Source organism: Bradyrhizobium sp. R2.2-H, from assembly GCF_004346455.1.
GTDB lineage: Bacteria > Pseudomonadota > Alphaproteobacteria > Rhizobiales > Xanthobacteraceae > Bradyrhizobium > Bradyrhizobium diversitatis.
The window spans coordinates 158,438-180,115 of sequence record NZ_SMBR01000006.1; the positions used below are offsets into that span (position 1 = coordinate 158,438).

The 21,678-nt window shown below is 64.6% G+C and carries 21 protein-coding genes; 20 read left to right on the plus strand and 1 reads right to left on the minus strand.

The genetic code is table 11. The features are described 5' to 3' along the window. From EDE08_RS17475 to mmsB, 9 genes are all read left to right on the plus strand, one after another. Complete coding sequence (locus EDE08_RS17475; RefSeq protein WP_165935996.1) at nucleotides 1-978, plus strand: HEAT repeat domain-containing protein; 978 nt, start codon at nucleotides 1-3, stop codon at nucleotides 976-978. A gap of 111 nt (nucleotides 979-1,089) precedes the next feature. Continuing rightward, nucleotides 1,090-2,262, plus strand: coding sequence for a fumarylacetoacetate hydrolase family protein (locus tag EDE08_RS17480; protein ID WP_131870118.1), 1,173 nt, complete (start codon nucleotides 1,090-1,092; stop codon nucleotides 2,260-2,262). A gap of 565 nt (nucleotides 2,263-2,827) precedes the next feature. Further along, nucleotides 2,828-3,604, plus strand: coding sequence for a FadR/GntR family transcriptional regulator (locus tag EDE08_RS17485; protein WP_131870117.1), 777 nt, complete (start codon nucleotides 2,828-2,830; stop codon nucleotides 3,602-3,604). Next, on the plus strand, nucleotides 3,601-4,527 hold the full coding sequence (locus EDE08_RS17490) for a Gfo/Idh/MocA family protein (protein ID WP_131870116.1): 927 nt from the start codon (nucleotides 3,601-3,603) through the stop codon (nucleotides 4,525-4,527). Before EDE08_RS17485 ends, EDE08_RS17490 begins: the two co-directional genes overlap by 4 nt. A 2-nt stretch (nucleotides 4,528-4,529) precedes the next feature. Further along, nucleotides 4,530-5,606, plus strand: coding sequence for an aldose epimerase family protein (locus EDE08_RS17495; RefSeq protein ID WP_131870115.1), 1,077 nt, complete (start codon nucleotides 4,530-4,532; stop codon nucleotides 5,604-5,606). After that, entirely contained in the window at nucleotides 5,606-6,484 is an 879-nt protein-coding gene (locus EDE08_RS17500) for an SMP-30/gluconolactonase/LRE family protein (RefSeq protein ID WP_165936025.1), read from the plus strand. The genes EDE08_RS17495 and EDE08_RS17500 overlap by 1 nt, the downstream gene beginning before the upstream one ends. A 72-nt stretch (nucleotides 6,485-6,556) precedes the next feature. Then, entirely contained in the window at nucleotides 6,557-7,627 is a 1,071-nt protein-coding gene (gene chvE / locus EDE08_RS17505) for a multiple monosaccharide ABC transporter substrate-binding protein (protein WP_131870113.1), read from the plus strand. A gap of 178 nt (nucleotides 7,628-7,805) precedes the next feature. Continuing rightward, entirely contained in the window at nucleotides 7,806-9,383 is a 1,578-nt protein-coding gene (mmsA, locus tag EDE08_RS17510; RefSeq protein WP_165935997.1) for a multiple monosaccharide ABC transporter ATP-binding protein, read from the plus strand. Further along, nucleotides 9,380-10,570 (plus strand): multiple monosaccharide ABC transporter permease, encoded by a 1,191-nt coding sequence (gene mmsB, locus EDE08_RS17515; protein WP_131870111.1) that lies wholly within the window; start codon nucleotides 9,380-9,382, stop codon nucleotides 10,568-10,570. Before mmsA ends, mmsB begins: the two co-directional genes overlap by 4 nt. Nucleotides 10,571-10,666: 96 nt before the next feature. Here the strand turns inward: mmsB and EDE08_RS17520 are convergent, their stop codons facing one another. Next, complete coding sequence (locus tag EDE08_RS17520) at nucleotides 10,667-10,837, minus strand: hypothetical protein (RefSeq protein WP_165935980.1); 171 nt, start codon at nucleotides 10,835-10,837, stop codon at nucleotides 10,667-10,669. Nucleotides 10,838-10,992: 155 nt separating this feature from the next. Between EDE08_RS17520 and EDE08_RS17525 the strand changes: the two genes are divergently transcribed. From EDE08_RS17525 to EDE08_RS17575, 11 genes are all read left to right on the plus strand, one after another. After that, nucleotides 10,993-11,568 carry a cytochrome c oxidase subunit 3 family protein gene (locus EDE08_RS17525; protein WP_131870109.1) on the plus strand — a complete coding sequence of 192 codons (576 nt, stop codon included), beginning with the start codon at nucleotides 10,993-10,995 and terminating at the stop codon, nucleotides 11,566-11,568. Nucleotides 11,569-11,570: 2 nt separating this feature from the next. Further along, nucleotides 11,571-11,831 carry a cytochrome C oxidase subunit IV family protein gene (locus EDE08_RS17530; protein ID WP_131870108.1) on the plus strand — a complete coding sequence of 87 codons (261 nt, stop codon included), beginning with the start codon at nucleotides 11,571-11,573 and terminating at the stop codon, nucleotides 11,829-11,831. Between the two features lie 96 nt (nucleotides 11,832-11,927). After that, entirely contained in the window at nucleotides 11,928-12,380 is a 453-nt protein-coding gene (locus tag EDE08_RS17535; RefSeq protein WP_131870107.1) for a c-type cytochrome, read from the plus strand. A gap of 37 nt (nucleotides 12,381-12,417) precedes the next feature. After that, nucleotides 12,418-13,764 (plus strand): cbb3-type cytochrome c oxidase subunit I, encoded by a 1,347-nt coding sequence (locus EDE08_RS17540; RefSeq protein ID WP_131870106.1) that lies wholly within the window; start codon nucleotides 12,418-12,420, stop codon nucleotides 13,762-13,764. A 62-nt stretch (nucleotides 13,765-13,826) separates the two neighbouring features. After that, complete coding sequence (locus EDE08_RS17545; RefSeq protein ID WP_131870105.1) at nucleotides 13,827-14,636, plus strand: CbbQ/NirQ/NorQ/GpvN family protein; 810 nt, start codon at nucleotides 13,827-13,829, stop codon at nucleotides 14,634-14,636. A 9-nt stretch (nucleotides 14,637-14,645) separates the two neighbouring features. Further along, on the plus strand, nucleotides 14,646-16,562 hold the full coding sequence (locus EDE08_RS17550) for a nitric oxide reductase activation protein NorD (RefSeq protein WP_131870104.1): 1,917 nt from the start codon (nucleotides 14,646-14,648) through the stop codon (nucleotides 16,560-16,562). A 72-nt stretch (nucleotides 16,563-16,634) separates the two neighbouring features. Then, entirely contained in the window at nucleotides 16,635-17,297 is a 663-nt protein-coding gene (locus tag EDE08_RS17555; RefSeq protein WP_131870103.1) for an HAD family hydrolase, read from the plus strand. A 7-nt stretch (nucleotides 17,298-17,304) separates the two neighbouring features. After that, nucleotides 17,305-18,255, plus strand: a complete 951-nt coding sequence (locus tag EDE08_RS17560) for a sugar-binding transcriptional regulator (protein ID WP_131870102.1) — start codon at nucleotides 17,305-17,307, stop codon at nucleotides 18,253-18,255. 317 nt (nucleotides 18,256-18,572) lie between these two features. Continuing rightward, nucleotides 18,573-19,883, plus strand: a complete 1,311-nt coding sequence (locus EDE08_RS17565; RefSeq protein ID WP_131870101.1) for an ABC transporter substrate-binding protein — start codon at nucleotides 18,573-18,575, stop codon at nucleotides 19,881-19,883. An 84-nt stretch (nucleotides 19,884-19,967) separates the two neighbouring features. After that, on the plus strand, nucleotides 19,968-20,840 hold the full coding sequence (locus tag EDE08_RS17570) for a carbohydrate ABC transporter permease (protein WP_131870100.1): 873 nt from the start codon (nucleotides 19,968-19,970) through the stop codon (nucleotides 20,838-20,840). A 3-nt stretch (nucleotides 20,841-20,843) separates the two neighbouring features. Next, nucleotides 20,844-21,674, plus strand: a complete 831-nt coding sequence (locus EDE08_RS17575; RefSeq protein WP_131870099.1) for a carbohydrate ABC transporter permease — start codon at nucleotides 20,844-20,846, stop codon at nucleotides 21,672-21,674. Nucleotides 21,675-21,678 lie beyond the last annotated feature (4 nt).

Genomic DNA, 21,678 nt, shown 5'->3' on the forward strand with positions numbered 1-21,678 from the left:
ATGTCGGGCCCGTTCGAGTCCTATGACGACCTCGACGACGCTGACGAGCGGCTGCAGGCGGCCGATCCCGCCGAGCGTCGCGTCGCCATCATCGCGCTCGGCCATTCCGGCGATCCCGCCGCGGTCGCGCATCTCGCCAAGCTGGTTGCCGATCCCGACAGCGGCGTGCGCCAGCAGGTCGCGATGGCGCTCGGCGAGTTCGACGGGCCGGAGGCGGCGAGCGCGCTGGTGAAGCTGCTGGTCGATCCCGAGAGAATCGTCGCAGCCGCGGCGGCCGACAGCATGGCCGAGTTCAAGGATCCGACCTGCGCCGGGATCATCCTGCCGCTGGTCAAGCACGCACACGCCTTCGTCCGCATGGGCGCGCTACGTGCGCTGAAGGAATTGCGCTGCAAGGACACGCTCAAGCCGGCGCTGGAAGCACTCCAGGACGCCGATGCCGCCGTGCGCGTGCAGGCGATCGGCGTGATCGGCTTCCTCAAGCTGGAAGAATCGATCCCAGCGCTGACCGCGCTGATCAACGATCCCGACGCCCATGTCCGCCGCGCCGCAGTCAGCGCGTTGGCTTTCTCGCAGATGAAGCCCGCGGCAGAGACGATCACGCGCGCGCTGAAGGACTCGGATTGGATGGTCCGCGAGATGGCTGCGGAAACGCTGGGTCTCAACGCCAACGGTTCGCTCGCGGCCGATCAGCTCGTCGGCTCGCTCGCCGACGAATTCTGGCAGGTGCGGCTCAAGGCCATTCGCAGTCTCGGCAAGATGAAGGTCGAGCGCGCGGTGCGCCCGATTGGCAATTGCATCAACCATGACCAGGCGAACCTGCGCAAGGAGGCGGCCGCCGCGCTCGGCGAGATCGCTCATCCCGACGGCGAGGCATTCCTGGCCGTCATCGCCGACGATCCCGATCCCGATGTCCGCAAGAACGCACGCTGGGCGCTGCAGCAGATCGCGGCCCGCAAGGCGCGGACAGGGGCGTAGCGGCCTCGTTGCCGCTCTGGACTTCCCCCGCCAGACGTTTATTGGTCTTCGCCAATGCGATCGGCCGTCTTCGAGCGCGGCCGGTCCTTAGAAACAGCGAGGACGCGGGCCATGACGACATTGAATGTGAAGGATCTTCTCCCCGAGGATGGCACGCGGGGAACATTGGCCGGCCGCGTCTGGCTGCCGCAGGTCAATGGTCCGGCCGTGGTCGCCCTACGCGGCGACGGCGTGTTCGATGTCACCGCGAGATTCCCGACCATCAGCGCGCTCTGCGAAGAAGACAATCCCGCCAAGGCGCTTGCTGCGGCCAAGGGTGAACGCATCGGCGATCTCGAAGCAATTGTTGCCAACACGGCACCCGACGGGCGTGACCTGAAAAAGCCGTGGTTGCTTGCACCGGTCGATCTCCAGACATTGAAGGCTGCGGGCGTCACCTTCGCCATCTCGATGCTCGAACGCGTCATCGAGGAGCGGGCCAAGGGTAATCCGGCTTCGGCCGAGGCGATCCGCAAGGAAGTCACGCGGCTGATCGGCGACGATCTATCCAAGCTCAAGCCGGGCTCGGATCAGGCGATGCATCTGAAGCAGGTGCTGATCGAGCAGAACGCCTGGAGCCAATATCTCGAGGTCGGCATCGGCCCGGATGCCGAAGTCTTCACCAAGGCGCCGACCCTGTCCTCGGTCGGCACCGGCATGGATGCCGGCCTGCATCCGAAATCGACCTGGAACAATCCCGAGCCCGAGCTCGTGCTGTTCGTGTCGAGCCGCGGCAAGATCGTCGGCGGAGCGCTGGGTAATGACGTGAACCTGCGCGACTTCGAGGGCCGTTCGGCGCTGCTGCTGTCGAAAGCCAAGGACAACAACGCGTCCTGCTCGATTGGCCCGTTGCTGCGCCTGTTTGACGACAGCTTTTCGCTCGACGATGCGCGCAAGCTCGATATCAGCCTGAACGTGACGGGCACGGACGGCTTCGTCCTCGACGGCCATTCCTCGATCAGCAAGATCAGCCGCGATCCAACCGATCTCGTCGCGCAGACCATTGGCAAGATCCATCAATACCCTGACGGCTTCGTGCTGTTCCTGGGAACGATGTTCGCACCGGTCAAGGATCGCGATGCGCCGGGGCAGGGGTTCACCCACAAGCGCGACGACATCGTCACGATCGCAGCGCCCCAGCTCGGCAAGCTGGTCAACCGCATGCGCACCAGCGACGAATGCGAGCCGTGGACGTTTGGCATTGGCGCGCTGATGAAGAACCTGGCGCAACGGAAGCTCCTCTAGCTGGCTCTTCGCCTCTCCGCGCCTACGGCAGGTCCAGGAATTTGCGAGGCAAATTCCTGGACCTCCTGTCGCGCCAGTTGAAGGCAGCTCCATCTGCCTCGTCACCGCAAGAGCGGTGAAGCCATCCATAGTCTTTCCGCAGGAGACTTTGCATTGCTCACGGCGTTCGGACTGACGAGGAGGAATGGTTACGACCTCTCTCGTCACGGCCTCGTAGTCCATCAATCCCTAATTCATCTTTGAGTTGCGGGGCGGGAGCTAAATCGCGCTGCAGGTGTCTGGACATCGCCTGCTCCGAAAAGTCCAACTTTGCCTTTAATAGTCAAATAATATGACTAGTCGGAACCCGCTTTCCGTGAAATTGTACCCCGTCACGTCCAACGAGGGTGGCAGAGAGGTGCCATAATACTAATCGGCGCCTGCGATAATAAGAGCGCTGCTTGGGAGAACGCCCGATGCTTCACAGCCCTTTCGTCACATTGCGACGGCCGCGTTGCTGCCGGCGGGGGGCCGCGCGCCGCATGATTGCGCACCGTCGGGTTGTGGAGAGCGCAGGAACGGCCACATGACCTCGCGCATCGTCGTCATCCCGACGCGGCGAGCCCATTCCAACCATGCGGAGGTGGCGCGTTCGATCGGCATCGACATCATCGCCGGCCGCTATGCGGAAGGCACGCGCTTGCCGGGCGATGCCGAGATGATCGCGATGTTCGGCGTATCGCGGCCGGTGCTGCGCGAGAGCGTGAAGACGCTGGTCGCCAAGGGCCTGCTCACCACCAAGGCGCGGGTCGGCACCGTCGTCCGCGAACGTGGCGCCTGGAACATGTTCGATGCGGACGTGCTGGCTTGGCACCTCGACGCCGGCATTGACAAGCGCTTCCTCAACGATCTCGCGGAGATCCGTCTTGCGGTCGAACCGCGTGCGGCCATGCTCGCGGCGACGCGGCGGTCGGAGGAAGACCTTGCCGAGCTCCGGCGCAGCATGGAGCGCATGCGGCGTGAGGGGGCCGACTCGGTGGGCTTCGCCGATGCCGATCTCGCGCTTCACGTCGCCGTGGCGCGCGCTTCGGGCAATTTGTTCATGCGCTCGATCGGGCACGTCATCGAGGCCGCGCTGCGCGCGTCCTTCCTGCTCAGCGCCCCGGTTGAGCCGGAGGATCGCGATACTGTGCTGCTGTGGCACCAGAGGATCGTCGATGCCATCGCGGCCCGCGACGCCGACGCCGCCGCCGAAGCGATGGTCTTCGTCATTCACAACGGAATGCATCGCCATGAGGGGGCCGCGATCGAGACCGCGCCGGCCGAGGCGCTGCCGTCGGCGGATACTGGAGAACGAGCGTGACAGACCTTCGCATCGCCATCGTCGGGTTCGGCAAGATCGCGCGCGACCAGCATGTCGGCGCGATCGCGGCGACCCCGGGTGCGACGCTGGCGGCGGTCGCGAGCCGCAACGCTTCGCTGCCGGAATTGCCGCATTTTGCCAGCATCGAGGAATTGCTAGAGCGGGGACCGCCGATCGATGCGGTGTCGCTCTGCACGCCGCCACAGGTGCGCCGGGCCCAGGCTGCGGCGGCCCTTGCCGCCGGCAAGCATGTCATGCTGGAGAAGCCGCCCGGAACCGGCGTGGCCGAGCTCGATCCGCTGATCGCAATGGCAGCGGAGGGGAAGCGCACGCTGTTTGCGACGTGGCATTCGCGCCATGCGCCGGCGGTCGAGCCGGCGCGGCAATGGCTCGCCGAGCGCCGCATCGCCTCCGTGCACATCAGCTGGAAGGAAGATGTCCGCGTCTGGCATCCCGGCCAGGCCTGGATCTGGGAGCCGGGCGGTCTCGGCGTGTTCGATCCCGGCATCAATGCGCTGTCGATCCTGACCCGGATTCTGCCGAAGCCCGTGTTCGTCACCGCGGCCGAGCTGGCCTTCCCGGCCAATTGCCAGGCGCCGATCGCTGCAAACCTGACGCTGACCGACATCGAAGGTCTGCCTGTGACCGCGGAGTTCGATTTCCGCCAGACCGGGCCGCAGAGCTGGGACATCGTCGTCGACACCGATCAAGGCCGGATGACTCTGTCCAGCGGCGGCGCGCGCATGGCCGTCGACGGCAAGGTGTTTGCCGAGGCGCCGGATGCGGAATATCGCGGACTCTACCGGCGCTTCGTCGAGCTCGCGGCGACCGGTGCGAGTGACGTCGATCTCACCCCGCTCCGTCTCGTCGCCGACGTCTTCCTGCTGGGCAAGCGCACGATCGTCGAACCGTTTGTGGATTGAGCATGGCCGCAGCAAGGGTGACGAGAGACGTTTTCGGAATGCTGTCGGACGGCCGCAAGGTGGAGCGCATCGTGTTGCGCGGGGCAGGCGGCTTCGAGGCCCGGATCATCACCTATGGCGCGGTGATCCAGGCGCTGATCGCGCCGGACACCAAAGGCGACTGCGACGACGTGGTGCTCGGCCATGACGAGTTCGCCGGCTATCTCGCCGAACGAAAATTCTTTGGCGCCACGGTCGGCCGCTATGCCAACCGCATTGCCAGGGGCCAGTTTTCGCTCGACGGCGAGACGGTGCAGCTCGCCGTCAACAACGGCCTCAATGCGCTGCATGGTGGCCTCGACGGTTTCGACTGCAAGCTCTGGGAGATTGTGGACATCGACAAGGGAGCCGAGCCCGCGGTGACGCTCTCTTATATCAGCCCGCACGGCGAAGAGAAATACCCCGGCCGGCTCGACGTGCGTCTGACCTATCGGGTCACCGGTCCGGTCGAACTGTCGCTCATGATGCAGGCGCGGACCGACCGGCCGACCATCGTCAACCTGACCAACCACAGCTTCTTCAACCTTGAGGGCGCGGCGTCCGGTACGTCCGTGCTCGACCACGAGCTCACGGTCGCTGCAGGGCATTTCCTCGCCATCGATCCCAGCGCCATTCCGCTTCCGGAGCCGCCGCGCGCGGTTGCTGGGACGCCGTTCGACTTTCGCGCGCCGCGGTCGGTTGGCGAGCGGATCCGCGAGAGCAACGATCAACTGCGAAACGGCAGGGGCTACGATCATACCTACTGCCTGGCCCGTGACGGCGAGCTTGCGCTTGCAGCCCGGCTGGAGGCGCTGCGCTCTGGACGGGTCATGGAGCTGCTCACCGATCAGCCCGGACTACAGGTTTATTCCGGCAACTATCTCGATGGCACGATTTCAGGGAAGGGCGGCAAGCTTATCCGTCAATCGGACGCCATCTGCCTGGAGCCGCACATCTGGCCCGACGCGCCGAACCGGCCGGACTTCCCGAGCCCTCGCCTCGATCCCGGCGGAGTGTATCGCCATCACTCGGTCTATCGCTTTTCGGTGAGGTCGCCATGATGGAACAGGTGCTTACGACGGTGCTCTCCGACCATCCCTGCCATCTCGGCGAGGGGCCGACCTATGACGCCACGGCCGACACCGCCTGGTGGTTCGACATTCGCGAGGGCAAGCTGTTCGAGGCCGATCTGGGCAGCGGCGCGATCCGCTTTCACGCGCTCGGCCGGATGGCGAGCGCGCTCGGGCGCATCGATGCCGAGCGGCAGTTGATCGTCGCGGAAGATGGCCTTTACATCCGCAAACTCGCTGATGGTGCAATGGCGCTGTTCTGTCCGCTCGAAGCGGACAATGCGGCGACGCGTTCAAACGATTGCCGCGTGCATCAATCCGGCACGTTCTGGATCGGCACCATGGGACGCAACGCGGAGCCGAAAGCGGGTGCGATCTACGCGCTCTATCGCGGCAAGATCTCGACGTTGTTTTCCGGCATCAGCATTCCCAATTCGATCTGCTTCTCGCCTGATGGCGGTACCGGCTACTTCACCGATACCCCGCGCGCGGTGCTCTATTCCGTGCCGCTCAATCCTGCGACCGGCCTGCCGCGGGGCGAACCCGAGGTGTTGCTGCGCCACACCGGCGTCGGCGGGCTCGATGGCTCGGTGTGTGATGCCGACGGGCAAATCTGGAATGCGTGCTGGGGCGCGAGCCGCATCGACATCTATTCTCCGCAAGGCGAGCGCCTGCGCTCGCTGAGTGTCCCGGCAAGGCAGGCGAGCTGCCCCGCCTTCGTGGGCCCCGACCTCTCGCGCCTGCTCGTCACCTCCGCTTGGCAGGACATGGACGCGGCAGCACGCGCCGCCGATCCGCAAGCCGGTTGCACTTTCTTGTTGGATGCAGCCGCGCGCGGCCGTGCGGAGCCCGACGTCAAGCTCGCATAGGAGACCAGCGGCAGCCTACGACCACGTTCTCGCAACTACCAAGAAACAGTCTGACACCCAAGGGAGTGAAACATGCTGAAACTGAAGACGACATTCCTCGCGCTGGCGATCGCCGGCGCTGCCACGATGGCCACGGGCGTTACCGCCTTCGCCCAGAAGGCGACCGTCGGCATCGCCATGCCGACGAAGTCGTCGGCGCGCTGGATCGACGACGGCAACAACATGGTCAAGGTGCTGAAGGAGCGCGGCTACAACACCGACCTGCAATATGCCGAGGACGACATTCCGAACCAGCTCTCGCAGGTCGAGAACATGGTGACCAAGGGCGCGAAAGCGCTGGTGATCGCCGCGATCGACGGCACCACGCTGTCGGACGTGCTCAAGCAGGCGAAAGCAAAAGGCATCACGGTGATCGCCTATGACCGCCTCATCCGCGGCACGCCGAACGTCGACTATTATGCAACCTTCGACAATTTCCAGGTCGGCGTCTTGCAGGCGCAGTCGATCGAGCAGGGGCTCGGGTTGAAGGAAGGCAAGGGTCCCTTCAACATCGAGCTGTTCGGCGGCTCGCCCGACGACAACAACGCCTACTTCTTCTACAACGGCGCGATGAGCGTGTTGAAGCCGTATATCGACAGCGGCAAGCTCGTCGTCGTGTCCGGTCAGATGGGCATGGACAAGGTTGCGACCTTGCGCTGGGACGGTGCCACCGCGCAGGCCCGCATGGACAATCTGCTCAGCGCCTACTACGGCAACAAGAAGCTAAATGCCGTGCTGTCGCCCTATGACGGCATCTCGATCGGCATCATCTCCTCGCTGAAGGGTGTCGGCTATGGCAGTGCCGGCCAGCCGATGCCAATCATCTCGGGCCAGGATGCCGAAGTGCCGTCGATCAAGGCCATGCTGCGCGGCGACCAGTATTCGACCATCTTCAAGGACACTCGCGACCTCGCCAAGGTGACTGCCGACATGGTCGACGCCGCGCTCGCCGGCAAGGAGGTCACCGTCAACGATACCAAGACCTACGAGAACGGCGTCAAGACCGTGCCGTCCTATCTGCTCAAGCCGGTGGTGGTCTACAAGGATAATTGGGAGAAGGTGCTGGTCGACAGCGGCTACTACAAGAAGTCGCAGTTCCAGTAGGGTTCTTTCTTCTCCCTCTCCCCGTTCTTACGGGGAGAGGGTCGGGGTGAGGGGCTTTCTCCACAAGGGCAGTTGCCCTCGCGGAGATTCCCCCTCACCCGGAATTCAAGCTGCGCTCGAATTCCGGCCTCTCCCCGCACGCGGGGAGAGGCGAAGTAACGCAAGGGACACCAATGCCATGACCGCCATGCTGGAGATGCGTAACGTCAGCAAGAGCTTTGCCGGTGTGCAGGCGCTGCGCGACGTCAACTTCCAGGTCGAGGCCGGGCAAATCCACGCCCTCGTCGGCGAGAACGGCGCCGGCAAGTCGACGCTGATGAAGGTGCTGAGCGGGGTCTATCCGCATGGTAGCTACGAGGGCACCATCATCTTCGAAGGCGAGGAGCGGCGCTTCCGCGACATCAACGATTCCGAGGCGCTCGGCATCATCATCATTCACCAGGAGCTGGCGCTGATCCCGCTGATGTCGATCGCGGAGAACATCTTCCTGTCGCATCCGCCGTCCAACTTCGGCGTGATCGACCGCGACGAGGTGTACCGACGCACGCGGGAACTGCTCGCGCAGGTCGGCCTGAGGGAATCCCCCGATACGCTGATCACCGATCTCGGCGTCGGCAAGCAGCAGCTGGTCGAGATCGCCAAGGCGCTCTCCAAGCGTGTTCGCATGCTGATCCTGGACGAGCCGACGGCGAGCCTCAACGAAGCCGACAGCGCCGCGCTGCTCGAACGCCTGATGACATTCCGCGAGCAGGGTATCGGCTCGATCCTGATCTCGCACAAGCTGAACGAGGTTGCCAAGGTCGCCGACCACATCACGGTGCTGCGCGACGGCCGCACCGTCGACAGCATCGACTGTCACGCCGAGCCGATCCAGGAAGACCGCATCATCCGCAGCATGGTGAACCGCGATCTCGCGCACCGCTTCCCGGAGCGTAGCGCGAAGATCGGCGAGCCAGTCCTCGCCGTCGAGAACTGGTCGGTCTATCACCCCATCCATCCCGAGCGGCAGGTGATCAAGAACGTCAATTTCAGCGTCAGGCGAGGCGAGGTCGTGGGCATCGCCGGGCTGATGGGGGCCGGCCGCACCGAATTCGCCATGAGCCTGTTCGGCCGCTCCTGGGGCACAACGATCAGCGGCTCTCTCCGGCTCGAAGGCAGGGAGATGGTGCTGCCGAGCGTCGCAGCCGCGATCGACGCCGGCCTCGCCTATGTCACCGAGGACCGCAAGCAGCTTGGCCTGATCCTCGCTGACGACGTCCGCAAGAACATCACGCTCGCCAGCCTCGACCAGATCGCACCCAGGAGGGTGATCGACGACATCGCCGAGCTGAAGGTCGCCAGCGACTACCGCAACCGCATGCGCATCCGCTGCTCCGATGTCTACCAGGAGACCGGCCAGCTCTCCGGCGGCAACCAGCAGAAGGTGGTGCTGTCGAAATGGCTGATGACCGACCCCAAGGTGCTGATCCTGGACGAGCCGACAAGGGGCATCGACGTCGGTGCCAAATACGAGATTTACTGTATCATCAACGAGCTGGCGGAGGCCGGCCGCGGCGTCGTGGTGATCTCCTCGGAGATGCCCGAGCTGCTCGGCATCTGCGATCGCATCTGCGTCATGAACGACGGCGCCTTCGTCGGGGAATTCAAGGGCCCTGAGGCGACGCAGGAGAAGATCATGCGCGCCATCATGCGCAACCAACGAAGCAATGGAAACGGCGTGCCTGAGGCCGCGGAGATGGGAGGATCGCAGCCATGACCGACAAGACGGTGTCGCTGCCCGAGGAGCGCCGGCACGGCAGCTTCATCAAGAACAATTTGCGCAACTACGGCATGCTGATGTCGTTGATCGCGATCATGCTGTTCTTCCAGGTCATGACCGGCGGCACGTTGCTGCAGCCGCTCAACCTGACGAACTTGGTGCTCCAGAACAGCTACATCGTCATCATGGCGCTCGGCATGCTGCTGGTGATCGTCACCGGCCATATCGACCTCTCGGTCGGTTCGGTCGCGGGCTTCGTCGGCGCGGTGGCCGCGGTGCTGATGGTGACCTACAAGGTCGACTATACGCTCGCCTTCATCGCCTGCCTTCTGGTCGGTGCCGCCATCGGCGCTGCGCAGGGCTATTGGGTGGCCTATTTCAAGATCCCGTCCTTCATCGTCACCTTGGCGGGGATGCTGGTGTTCAAGGGCCTCGCGCTCGCGGTGTTGCAGGGCCAGTCGCTCGGGCCGTTCCCGGCGACCTTCCAGAAATTGTCGTCGGGGTTCATTCCGGAACTGCTGCCCGAGGCCGGGACGCTGCATCCGACATCCATGCTGATCGGCGCCGTGCTGGCGCTCGGCCTGGTCTACGCCGGCGCCAAGGGGAGGTCGCGCGAGCAATCGCACGGCATCGAGGTCGAGCCCTACGCGTTCTTCCTCGGCAAGAGCATCCTGCTCGCCTGCGCCGTGCTCTACTTCACCTATCTGATCGCCTCGCACCGCGGCCTGCCCAATGTCCTGGTGATCATGACCGCGCTGATCGCACTCTACGGCTTCGTGACCCGACGCACCGTGATCGGGCGGCAGATCTACGCGGTTGGCGGAAATGCGAAAGCTGCAAGCCTGTCTGGCATCAAGACCGAGCGGCTGACCTTCCTGACCTTCGTCAACATGGGGGTGCTCGCCGCGCTCGCCGGCCTCGTCTTCGCCGCGCGGCTCAACACCGCGACGCCCAAAGCGGGGCTCGGCTTCGAGCTCGACGTCATCGCCGCCTGCTTCATCGGCGGCGCCTCCGCCTATGGCGGCGTCGGGCGCGTCGGCGGCGCCGTGGTCGGCGCCATGATCATGGGCGTGATGAACAACGGCATGTCGATTCTCGGCGTCGGCATCGACTACCAGCAGGTGATCAAGGGCCTGGTGCTGCTGGGGGCAGTGTGCATCGATGTGTACAATCAGCGGCGGTAGTAACTGCTCGTGTCCCGGACGCATCGCGGCCTTTCATGTCACGCCGCAGGAGCGGCGCGCTGCATTGCGTTCGGAGCACGAGAGTTCTCCCACGCGCTACTGGGTCGTGAACAGCACCACTGCGATCGCGACGGAGAGGCTCACCGCCGATACGGTCGCGACCGTCGATAATACCCCCATTCGCCGGAGCGCGATGGCGAAGGCGATGATGATGGGCGTGGCGGTCATCAACCCGATCTGTGCATCACTCATGTGATCATTGGCCATTCCGTGGAACTCTGAGCTGGTTCGTACTGCGATCCGGCCGTTCGGACGTTGTGTCGGCGCAAACAAGCGCCCCGCAATTCCCCAGTTTGTCCGGCGACAAACTCGGAACCGGGCAGCCGGGCTACGTCTGGCCGGTGTCCTGATCCGGAAAGATGATGTCGACGGCCGAGTGCGAACAACAGGAAACCGGCTGGGGAATTCTGGAAGATCTCCCCGGCGATCCCATGATCTGGGTGCTGATCTTCAGCGAGCTCGTCGCCTTCGGTTTGTTCCTCGGCGCCTTCTCGGTCGCCCGCACGATCCACCCCGCTCTGTTCGCGGCCGGGCAGTCGGCACTCGATTCGAATCTCGCCGGCCTCAACACCGTCGTGCTGGTCACCAGCGGCTGGGCGGCGGCAAAAGCGACGAGGACGGCGCGTGCCGGGGACCGGCCGGTGGCGCGATACTGGATTTTCGGCGCGATGGCGCTCGGTGGTCTCTTCATCGCGATCAAGCTCGCCGAATATGCGGAAGAAATCGAGCGAGGCGTCGGACTCGAAACCAGCTCGTTCTTCACGCTCTACTTCCTCCTGACCGGCTTTCATCTTCTGCATGTCGGCCTCGGCATCGTCATCCTCGCCGTGGTCTGCCGCCGAGCCGGGATATCGGGCGTCGAGACGGCAACGGCGTTCTGGCACATGGTCGATCTGGTCTGGATCGTCATGTTCCCGATTCTCTATCTGGTGAAATGACGATGCCGGATCGTATCGACATCACCTGGATCGTGCTGATCGGCCTCGCGCTCGCGACCATCCTGCTGCCGCCGCTGGTGCCGCGGCCGCTGCTCGGCAACGCACTGCTGCTCGCCTTCGCCGCACTCAAGGGCCACCGGATCGCGCTCGACTTCATGGATCTACGCGCTGTGCCCGCACTCTGGCGGGGCCTCGTCGTGAGCTGGATCCTGATCGTCCTGCTGCTTGCCTTGCTCGCCTCGGCCATCGTCGCCCTGATCTGATGCGCTCATTGCGCCGTGACAAAGAACGGGCCGGGCTAAGCGGCAATAAATCGCACCATCGCGATTTCGCAGGAATCAAACCGGAAAGGATTGGCAATGGCTGAACGCCTGACCAAGTCGGCCGCTCGAAATGTCTTCTACGGCGGCTCGGCCTTCTTCTTCGCCATTTTCATAGGGCTGACGGCACATAGCCATTACTACATGGCCACGACGTCGACCGATGCCACGACTCTGACGTCGTCGGTCGCCCGCGGCAAGCATGTCTGGGAAAAGAACTCCTGCATCAACTGCCACACTCTGCTGGGTGAGGGCGCCTACTTCGCCCCTGAAGTCGGCAACGTCTGGGATCGCTGGGGCGGCAACGAGGACCCGGCCGCTGCGCGCGAGACACTGAAGGCCTGGATGCAGTCGCAGCCCTCGGGCGCGCCCGGCCGGCGGCAGATGCCGCAGTTCAACCTCACCGACCAGGAGCTCGACGATCTCGCCGACTTCCTGCAATGGACCAGCAAGATCAAGCGCCAGGAATGGCCGCCGAACAAGGCTGGCTGAGCACGCTGTTTCCTCTTCCAAGACAGAGAGACCCGAGATGAAATATCAGACCCAGAAAGTCGCGATGCTGTATTTCTACGGCGCGCTGACCCTGTTCCTCGCGCAGGTCCTGTTCGGCCTCGTCGCGGGGACGATCTATGTCCTGCCTAACACGCTGTCGTCCCTGCTGCCGTTCAACATCGTCAGGATGATCCACACCAACGCGCTGATCGTGTGGTCGCTGATCGGCTTCATGGGCGCGACCTATTTCCTGCTGCCTGAGGAGACCGAGACCGAGCTGTACAGCCCGCTGCTGGCCAAGATCCAGTTCTGGATGTTCTTCGGCGCGGCAGGCGTGGCCGTGGTCGGCTATATCTTCCACTATCACGAAGGGCGCGAGTTCCTCGAGCAGCCCTTCATCATCAAAGTCGGCATCGTCGTCGTCTGCCTGATGTTCCTGTTCAACGTCACCATGACGGCACTGAAGGGCCGCAAGACCACGATCACGAACATCCTGCTGTTCGGCCTGTGGGGCGTTGCGATCTTCTTCCTGTTCGCCTTCTACAACCCCGCGAACCTCGCGGTCGACAAGATGTACTGGTGGTACGTCGTCCATCTCTGGGTCGAAGGCGTCTGGGAGCTGATCATGGCTTCGGTGCTGGCCTATCTCATGATCAAGCTCAATGGCATCGACCGCGAGGTCGTGGAGAAGTGGCTCTACGTCATCATCGGCCTTGCGCTGTTCTCCGGCATTCTCGGCACGGGCCATCACTTCTACTGGATCGGCGCGCCCGGCTACTGGCAGTGGATCGGCTCGCTGTTCTCCACGCTCGAGGTGGCACCGTTCTTCACGATGGTGATCTTCACGGTGCAGATGACATGGAAGGCCGGCCGCAAGCATCCGAACCGCGCCGCGCTGCTGTGGTCGGTCGGCTGCTCGGTGATGGCCTTTCTCGGCGCCGGCGTCTGGGGCTTCCTGCACACGCTGTCCTCAGTGAACTACTACACCCACGGAACCCAGGTCACCGCGGCGCACGGCCATCTCGCCTTCTTCGGCGCCTATGTGATGCTCAATCTTTCCGTCATGGCCTATGCGATCCCGCAGATCAGGGGACGCGCGCCCTACAACCAGTGGCTCTCCATGGCGAGCTTCTGGATCATGTGCACGGCCATGATGGTGATGACCTTCGCGCTGACCTTCGCCGGCGTGGTCCAGGTCCATCTCCAGCGCGTGCTCGGCCAGGGCTACATGGACGTGCAGGACCAGCTCGCGATGTTCTACTGGGTCCGGCTCGGCTCAGGCGTATTCGTCGCGATCTCCGCGCTGATGTTCGTCTGGGCCGTGCTGGTGCCCGGTCGCGCCAAGCAGGCGGTCATCCCCGGCGCGTTGCAGCCGGCTGAATGAATGCAATCGGCGGCCGCGGTTCATCGCGGCCGCCAGCTTCCTGGAAAGTCCGGAGAAACATCATGAAAGCTGCCCTTCACACGGTGACCTCGGCGCCCGCGCTGCCGGCCTATGTCGCAAGCGGGAACGAGTGCGCGCTGTTCGAGCGCGCCTGGCGGCATCAGCTGCCGGTTCTGCTGAAGGGGCCGACCGGCTGCGGCAAGACGCGTTTCGTCGCGCATATGGCGGCGCGGCTCGGACTGCCGCTCCACACCGTCGCCTGCCACGACGATCTCACCGCCGCCGATCTCACCGGTCGCTACCTGCTGCGGGGCGGCGATACGGTATGGACTGACGGTCCGCTGACGCGCGCGGTGCGCGAGGGCGGCATCTGCTACCTCGACGAAGTCGTGGAAGCGCGCAAGGACGTCACCGTGGTGCTGCATCCCCTGACCGATGACCGCCGCATCCTGCCGCTGGAACGCACCGGCGAGGAGCTCGCGGCGCCGAAGAGCTTCATGCTCGTGGTCTCCTACAATCCCGGCTATCAGACGCTGCTGAAGGCGCTCAAGCCCTCGACGCGGCAGCGCTTCGTCGCCATCGAATTCGGCTTCCTGCAGCCCGAGCAGGAGATCGCCGTCGTCTCCGCCGAAAGCGGACTGTCGCCGGAGCGCGTGCGGCCGCTGGTCGGGCTGGCCGGCCGGCTGCGTGCGCTCAAGGGGAACGATCTGGAGGAGGGCGTCTCGACCCGGCTCGTGGTCTATTGCGCGACCCTGATCGCGGCCGGCATGCCGATTGCGGAAGCCGTGCTCGCCGGCATGATCGAGCCGCTGACCGACGATGCCGACGTCAAGGCGGCGCTGCTCGACGTCGCCCGCGCGGTGATCGGTTGAGGCGGGCCCATGCTCGACTTCCTCGAACTGGAGGAAACGGTCGGTCGCGCCTGGCACCGGATGGTCGGCGGCACCGCGAGCTATCCGGTTCATGCCGATCACGCGGTCTCGCTTGCGGAGGTGAGAAGCCGGCTCGCGGTGATGTTCCGTGCGCTTGGCGGCGAGACCGGCGTTCAGATCGCGAGCGCAGGCGCGCGCAGGGCGGGCCATCGTCTCGGCTGGAGGCAGCGTATCGGCCTCGGAGATGAGCGACTCGAGCACCCTGGCCGCGACGCCGCAACCATCTTCCTGCCCGATCGCATCGCGATCTTTCCCGACCGGGCCTTGAACGCAACGCTCTATCGCTGGCTTGCGGCGTGGTTCGCGGCCGCGCCGATCGAGGCGATCGCGGAAGCCGATCCGCTGCGGCGGGATCTCTTGATGTTGCGCCGGGCGAGCGAGACCGCGGTCTGGGTGCTCACGCAATTCCCAGGGCTCGTTGCCGATTACGCGCAGCTTGCCGCGGCCACCGCCGAGGCTCGGCCTCGTCGCCCTTTGCCGCGGACCGAGCAAGAGATCGAGCAGATCGTCCTGGCCCTGCTCGGAACCGGAAAGGCGCCTGCAGGTCGACTGTGGCCGGCGATGATGGGGACGAGCCCGCTGCCGGACAAGGCGCCGCCGGGCTATCGCGCGATCTTGCCGTGTCCGCTCTGGGGCGATTGCTGGACGCGCGAGCTCTCGCCCGCACATGCGGACGAAGACGAATGCGCACCGGGCGCAGCGGTTGCGGCGAAGAACGATCGCAAGCGCTTTGCCGTCCGCGAGCGCGAGGACGACGCCAATCGGCGCGATCCGTTCGTGCTGAACCGCTTCGAGAAGATCCTCGCGATGGCCGAGATGGTCAATGTCGACCGCCCGGCTGACGACAGCGAGGACGAGGATGCGCAGAAGGCAGCCGACGATCTCGAGGAGATCACGCTCAGCCGCCGCAGCGGCAAGCCGGCGAGCCGGTTCAAGTTCGATCTCGACCTGCCGCCGGAGGCCCTCGATGCCTCACAGCTCAATGCGGACCTGACCTATCCCGAGTGGGACTATCGCAGCAGCTCCTATCTGCCGGATCATTGTCGCGTGCTCGCCGCTGCGGCCTCCGAGCGAGGCGAGAGCTGGACGCCTGATGAAACCATCCGCCGGCACGTCCGCCAGGTGCGCCGCCGCTTCGAGGCCTTGCGGCCGCGCCGCGAATTGATGCGCGCCCAGGCCGACGGACATGATCTCGACCTCGACGCGCTGGTGCGCGCGCGATGCGATCTCAGTGCCGGGAGCGGCGGCGGTCTCGATCGCATCCATGTTGCGATGCGCCCCCAAGGGCACGATCTCGCCGTCACGCTGCTGGTCGACGTCTCGCTGTCGACCGATGCCTGGGTCGACGGCTATCGCGTGCTCGACGTCGAGAAGGAAGCGCTGCTCGTACTCGCGCACGGGCTGTCGGCTTGCGGCGACCACCACAGCATCCTGACCTTCACCTCACGTCGGCGCTCCTGGGTGCGACTCGAAACGATCAAGGCGTTCGGCGAGCCAATGAGCGGGGCAGTGGAGCGCCGTATCGGGGCGCTCAGGCCCGGCTATTACACGCGGATCGGCGCGGCGGTGCGCCACGCCGCGGCCGGGCTCGCGCGCCAGCCGCAGCGCAAGAAGCTGCTGCTTGTCCTTACCGACGGCAAGCCGAACGATGTCGACCACTATGAGGGGCGTTTTGCGGTCGAAGACACCAGGAAATCCGTGCAGGAAGCGCGTCGGCTCGGCATCGCGGTCTTCGGCGTGACCATCGACGCGGCGGCACAAACCTACTTTCCGACGCTGTTCGGGCGCGGTGGCTACGCCATCGTCGGCAACGTCAGGCGGTTGCCGGCGGCGCTGCCAGCGATCTACCGGCAGGTGGCGCATTGACCCGGTCGAACGAACCGCGGTTGTCTTTCGTGAGCTATTGCTCAGGGAGTGGGTATATGATCGAATGACTGGATGAACCAAGGCCGGCCACAACCCGATCTGATCATCTTCGACTGCGACGGCGTGCTCGTCGACAGCGAGCTTTTGAGTTGCCGTTGTCTGTCCGAAGCGCTGGCCGAGGTCGGTCTCGCGCTCAGCGAGGCGCAGGCGCTGGAGCTGTTTCTCGGACGCAGCACCAAGGCGATCGAGCATCACTATCGTGGTCTCGGGCAGTCGCTACCGGACAGCTTCGTGCCGGGATTGAAGTCTCACGTCCTGGAGACGTTTGCCGCCTCGCTGGAGCCGATCCCGGGGGTAGGGGCGGTGATCTCGAGGTTGACCGTGCCGGTCTGCGTGGCCTCATCGAGCGACATCGATCGCGTCTCGCTCTCGCTCGACGTCACCGGTCTGCGGGCGCATTTTGGCGATCGGATCTACACCGCGCAGATGGTCGAGCGCGGCAAGCCGGCGCCAGATCTCTTCCTCTACGCGGCGGAGAAGATGGGCGCGCAGCCCGCGTGCACCCTGGTGATCGAGGACAGTGTCAGCGGCGTGCAGGCCGCCAAGGCCGCCGGCATGACCGTCTGGGGATTTGTCGGTGGCAGCCATTATCGCGCGCGCGACGGCCGCGCTATATTGTCCGCCGCCGGGGCCGATCGGGTCTTCGCGCATATGAGCGATTTCTGGGAGGCGTGAGGCCCGCATGGCCGCCGAGAACGACAAGTCGAGGCTCGACGATGCCGCGCGCGCCGGCTGGCTGTATTTCATTGCCGGCCATACCCAGGACGAGATCGCAAGGATGCTCCAGGTCTCGCGCGCCTCGGCGCAGCGGCTGGTGTCGCTGTGCCTGGCCGAACGTCTCATCACCTTCCGGCTCGAGCATCCCATCGCTGCCTGCATGGAATTGGCGGCGCGGCTGAAGGAGCGGTTCGATCTCGTCCATTGCGAGGTGGTGCCGGCCGATCCCGCCGCGCCGCAGGCAACCGCCGGCATCGCCGAACGCTGCGCCAACCTGCTCGACGCGACGCTGCGATCGGAAACGCCCGTCATCGTCGCGCTCGGCACCGGCCGCGCGGTGCGCGCCGCGGTCGAGCGCGTCACGCCGATCGACCGGCCCAATCACCAGATCGTCTCGCTGGTCGGCAACATCTCTGCCGACGGTTCGGCGAGCTTCTACGACACCGTCGGCCGGCTCGCCGACCGCACCGGCGCGCGGCACTATCCGATGCCGCTGCCGTTCCTGATGTCGTCGGAAGACGAGCGCAACAGGATGGTGCGCATCGAGCCGATCGCGAAGGTGAAGGCGGTCGCGGCCAAGGCCGATTTGCGTCTCGTCGGCATCGGCCAGATGGACCAGAAGGCGCAGGTCCACATCGACGGCTTCGTCACGCGAGATGAGCTGTTCGAGATGATGCGGCTGGGTGCCATCGGCGAGATCACCGGCTGGGCCTATGACGCGAAAGGCCGTCTGCTCAAGGCCGGCACCAACAAGCGCCTGACCAGCATCCCGCCGGAAGTGCCGGCGAAGACCACGACGATCGGCGCGGCAGTGGGCGCGGCCAAGGTTACGGCGATCGCCGCGGCGTTGAACGGGGGCCTGATCAACGGGCTGATCACCGACGAGACGACCGCGAGGGCGATTCTGGAGCGATAGGGCGCTGACGCATCCAGCGTCAGCGAGGCGGGCGGTCCTTTCCATCCGTACCCATTGTCATCGCTCGCGAAGGCGGACGATCCAGTACGCCGCGGCCCGGCTTGAGGCAAACCAATAAGACGACACGGAATACGGGATGCCCCGCTTTCGCGGAGCATGACAGTCTGTTGGGGCAGCACCTGTCACCACTCCCGCACCGCAGCACTCATAAGTTGCGCAAACGTCCGCGCGCGTGCTTGACAAGCGCCGCCCCTCTGTTGAACATACGCCCAATGCGTGGGCATATGCTCAAAAGCGCAAAGCCAAGGGAGGTCACCGTGAAACACGTCCTCGGCGCCGTCTGCGGCGCGTCTGTCCTGCTGGCCGTCCCTGCGATGGCCGAAACGACCCTCACGATCGCGACCGTCAACAATGGCGACATGATCCGTATGCAGGGGCTGACGGGTGAGTTCACCAAGAAGAACCCCGACATCACCGTGAAATGGGTGACGCTGGAGGAGAACGTGCTGCGCCAGCGCGTCACCACCGACATCGCCACCAAGGGCGGTCAGTTCGACGTGCTCACCATCGGCACCTATGAAGTGCCGATCTGGGCCAAGAAGGGCTGGCTGGTGCCGCTCGCCAATCTCGGCGCCGATTACGACGTCGCCGACCTGTTGCCCAAGATCAAGGACGCGGTGTCCGCCGACGGCAAGCTCTATGCCGCTCCGTTCTACGGCGAGAGCTCCATGGTGATGTATCGCACTGATCTGTTCGAGAAGGCCGGCCTGAAGATGCCGGAAAAGCCGACTTGGGATTTCGTCGTCGATGCCGCCAAGAAGCTCACCGACAAGGGCGCCGGCACCTACGGCATTTGCCTGCGCGGCAAGGCCGGTTGGGGCGAGAACATGGCGTTCCTCTCGGCGATGGCCAATTCCTTCGGGGCGCGCTGGTTCGACGAGAAGTGGCAGCCGCAGTTCAACACGCCGGAATGGAAGGCGACGCTGACGACCTACGTCAATCTGATGAAGGAGGCCGGCCCTCCGGGCGCAAGCTCCAACGGCTTCAACGAGAATTTGGCGCTGTTCAACGCGGGCAAATGCGCGATGTGGATCGATGCCACGGTCGCGGCGTCCTTCGTCACCAATCCCAAGGACTCCAAGGTCGCCGACAAGGTCGGCTTCGCGCTCGCGCCGAATACCGGGCTCGGCAAGAACGCCAACTGGCTGTGGGCTTGGAATCTCGCAATCCCCGCCGGCTCCAAGAAGACCGAAGCGGCCGAGAAATTCGTCGCCTGGGCAACGAGCAAGGACTACATCAAGCTCGTGGCGTCCAAAGACGGCTGGGCCAACGTGCCGCCGGGCACGCGCACCTCGCTCTACCAGAATCCTGAATATCTGAAGGTCGCCCCCTTCGCCAAGCTGACGCTGGCCTCGATCGATGCCGCCGATCCGAACAAGCCGACCGTGAAGCCGGTGCCTTACGTCGGCGTGCAATACGCAGCGATCCCCGAATTCCAGGGCATCGGCACGCAGGTGGGCCAGCAGTTCTCGGCCGCGCTTGCGGGATCGATGACGGTCGATGCAGCGCTCACGGCTGCGCAGTCCGCTACCGAGCGCGAGATGAAGCGCGCCGGCTACATCAAGTGAACCCGGGCTCTCCCTGAGCTCAAACTTGCGGCCATCCATCCTTGCTGGATGGCCGTCCTTCTTCCTCCGAGCGGAGCGCCAAGAATGGCAACCCGGCAGACGCAGCTTCTCGCGCGCTCGCTCCTGGCGCCGGCGGTCGGGCTGCTGTTCATCTGGATGATCGTCCCGCTCGCGCTGACGCTCTATTTCTCGACGCTGCATTACAGCCTGCTCGATCCCGGCTCGGAATCCTTCGTCGGGCTGGAGAACTTCCGCTACTTCCTCACCGATCCCGCATTTCTTGCCTCGCTCCGGAACACGCTGGTGCTGGTCGGCTCGGTCCTGGCGTTGACCATCCTGCTCGGCATCCCCTTGGCGCTGCTGATGGACCAGCCCGTGATCGGACGCAATTTCGTCCGGCTGATGGTGATCGCGCCATTCTTCGTGATGCCGACCGTGAGCGCGCTGGTCTGGAAGAACCTGCTGATGCATCCGGTGTCCGGCCTGTTCGCCTGGCTCGCCCAGTTGTTTCACCTGACGCCGATCGACTGGTTCAACGACGTGCCGCTGTTTGCGGTGATCCTGATCGTGACGTGGCAATGGCTGCCGTTCGCGACGTTGATCCTGCTCACCGCGCTGCAATCGCTCGACGAGGAGCAGAAGGAGGCCGCGGAGATGGACGGCGCCAGCGCTGTCTCGACCTTCATCTACATCACGCTGCCGCACCTCGCGCGTCCGATTACCGTGGTGATCCTGATCGAGACCATCTTCCTGCTGACGGTGTTCGCCGAGATCTTCGTCACGACCGGCGGCGGGCCCGGCCTGCAGACCACCAACATCGCCTTCCTGATCTATTCGCAGGCGCTGATCCAGTTCGACGTCGGCACCGCCTCCGCGGGCGGCCTCGTCGCCGTGGTGATCGCCAACATCGTCGCCTTCTTCCTGGTCCGCATCGTCGGCCGCAATCTGGAGGCCTGAAGCATGGCGCGGATGGCGACGACGCGGCGAGTGGTGATCTCGACGGCGGCAGCCTGGCTGTCCGGCTTCCTGATTTTCTTCCCGATCCTCTGGATGGTGCTGGCGAGCTTCAAGACCGAGCTCGAGGCGTTTGCGATACCGCCGTCCTTCCTGTTCTTCCACTGGACCACGGAGAATTACGCGACCGTGCAGGAGCGCAGCGACTATTTCCACCACGCGATGAACTCGATCATCATCGCCGGCGGCTCGACGCTGATAGCGCTCTTGATCGCCATTCCCGCGGCCTGGTCGATGGCGTTCTCGCCGACCAGGCGCACCAAGGACATCCTGCTCTGGATGCTCTCGACTAAGATGATGCCGCCGGTCGGCGTGCTGGTGCCGATCTATCTGATCTACAAGTCCTTCGGCCTGCTCGATTCCCGCATCGGCCTCGTCTTCATCCTCTGCCTCGGCAATCTGCCGATCGTGATCTGGATGCTGTTCACCTATTTCAAGGAGATCCCGCGCGACATCCTGGAGGCCGCGCGCATGGACGGCGCCACCATCGGCCGCGAGCTGGTCTATGTGCTGACGCCGATGGCGATCCCGGGGCTCGCATCGACCCTGTTGCTCAACCTGATCCTGGCCTGGAACGAGGCGTTCTGGACGCTCAATTTGTCGACCTCGAACGCGGCGCCGCTCACCACGTTCATCGCGTCCTATTCGAGCCCGGAAGGACTGTTCTGGGCGAAGCTGTCGGCGGCGTCCACGCTGGCGATCGCGCCGATTCTCGTCCTCGGTTGGTTCAGCCAGAAGCAGCTCGTGCGCGGGCTGACCTTTGGCGCGGTGAAGTAGAGGG